Below are 1642 nucleotides of genomic sequence, written 5' to 3' on the forward strand. Positions count from 1 at the left end.
GTCCATGCCGCTCGTCAGGAGGTACGCCTCTCCGCCGATGCGCAGGATCATGCTGGCGCCGAAGGTCTCAAGGAACGTGTTGCCTCCCGCTTGGCCCGTATCGAGGTACAGGCTGGCCGGCGCATGAGTCGGGGGACCGGTGTGCTTGCCACCATCGGCTCGACGGCTCCCTTCGTCGGATTATTTGGCACGGTCTGGGGCATTATGAACTCTTTCATTGGCATATCGGAATCGCAGACAACCAACCTCGCAATCGTAGCGCCCGGCATCGCAGAGGCGCTGCTGGCAACGGCGATTGGTCTTGTCGCCGCTATTCCTGCGGTCATTATCTACAACGTGTTCGCGCGGTCGATCACCGGCTACCGGCAATTGATTGCCGACGCATCTGCGGGCGTCGAGCGCCTCGTCAGCCGTGATGCCGATTATGCGCGCCTGCCGCAGGCGCAGCAAAAGCGCGTCGCTGCAGCGCAATAGGTGGGCGCGAATATGGCAGGGGGCATCCGGCACAACACCTCGGACGACGAGCTTCAAGAAAACCATGAAATCAACGTAACGCCGTTCATCGACGTTATGCTGGTCCTCCTGATCATCTTCATGGTCGCGGCCCCACTCGCGACGGTCGATATCAATGTCGATCTGCCGGCCTCAACCGCAACGCCGGCACCGCGCCCTGATCAGCCGGTTTATCTGACCCTGAAGGACGATAAATCCATCGCGATCGGCAATGACCGGTTGACCCGCGACACGCTCGGCCAATTCCTCGATCAGAAGACAGCCGACAACAAGGACACCCGCATTTTTCTGCGCGCGGACAAATCGGTCGACTACGGTTCTCTCATGGACCTGATGAATGCGCTGCGGGACAACGGCTATCTGAAGATCGCGCTGGTCGGGCTTGAAAGCGCTCCCGCCAAGGGCGAAAGCGCGCAGTGATGTCCAAAGGGTCTGCCACGGGGGAGGTAGGGGGCTTTAGCGTCGACTGGCGGGAAGCCGGCCTTTGGTCGATGGCCGGGTTGGTAGTGGTTGTGCTCCATGCTGGCGGGGCCTGGTACCTTCAAAGCCGGCAAACCGATGAGCTGGCCGGTGATATTGCGCCCGCCGTCGCGATCGACATGGTACCGCTTCCGGCACCCATCGTGCCTGAGCCGGTGAAGCAGGAGGCCAAAACTGCCGAACCCGAACCGACAGAGCCGGAGGCGCTCGAACAGGAGACGGCGGTGCCCGAGGCGCTGACCGACGTGGAGCCGGAATCCGAGGAGCAACCGGCGCGGGTAGAAGAGGCAGAACCGGTCGAAGAGGTCACCCCCGAACCAGTTGATCCCGAGCCAGGCAAGGATGAGGCCGAGGAGGTCGTGGAACTGCCACAGGTCGACGTACCTCTGCCCGTCGTGCGGCCGGAGCCTGAAAGGGCCGCTGCGCCGAAGAAGGACGTCGTTCGCAGGCCAGTGAGGAAACCGGCCGTCGCCAAGGTCGAAACTGAACGCCCGCGCAAGGCGGTCGAACAGCCAAGGTCGAGTGTTTCCAGCGCCGCATCGGCCAGGCAGGCGGAAAAATGGAGCGATCGTGTACGTGCATATCTGGTTCGGCGTACACGCAGCGCCCGTATGGCCGGCAAAGGGACCGTCCGCATCAGTATTGGCAT

3 protein-coding genes are annotated in these 1642 nt (G+C 62.4%); all 3 read left to right on the forward strand.

The genetic code is table 11. The features are described from left to right. The coding region (gene exbB, locus AAAB35_RS00150) for a tonB-system energizer ExbB (RefSeq protein ID WP_340666231.1) at positions 1–474 on the forward strand (474 nt) is incomplete at its 5' end. A gap of 12 nt (positions 475–486) precedes the next feature. Then, on the forward strand, positions 487–933 hold the full coding sequence (gene exbD, locus AAAB35_RS00155; RefSeq protein WP_340666232.1) for a TonB system transport protein ExbD: 447 nt from the start codon (positions 487–489) through the stop codon (positions 931–933). Then, the coding region (locus AAAB35_RS00160; protein WP_340666233.1) for a hypothetical protein at positions 933–1642 on the forward strand (710 nt) is incomplete at its 3' end. The genes exbD and AAAB35_RS00160, both read left to right, overlap by 1 nt.

It is taken from the genome of Phyllobacterium sp. (genome assembly GCF_037994425.1).
GTDB lineage: Bacteria > Pseudomonadota > Alphaproteobacteria > Rhizobiales > Rhizobiaceae > Phyllobacterium.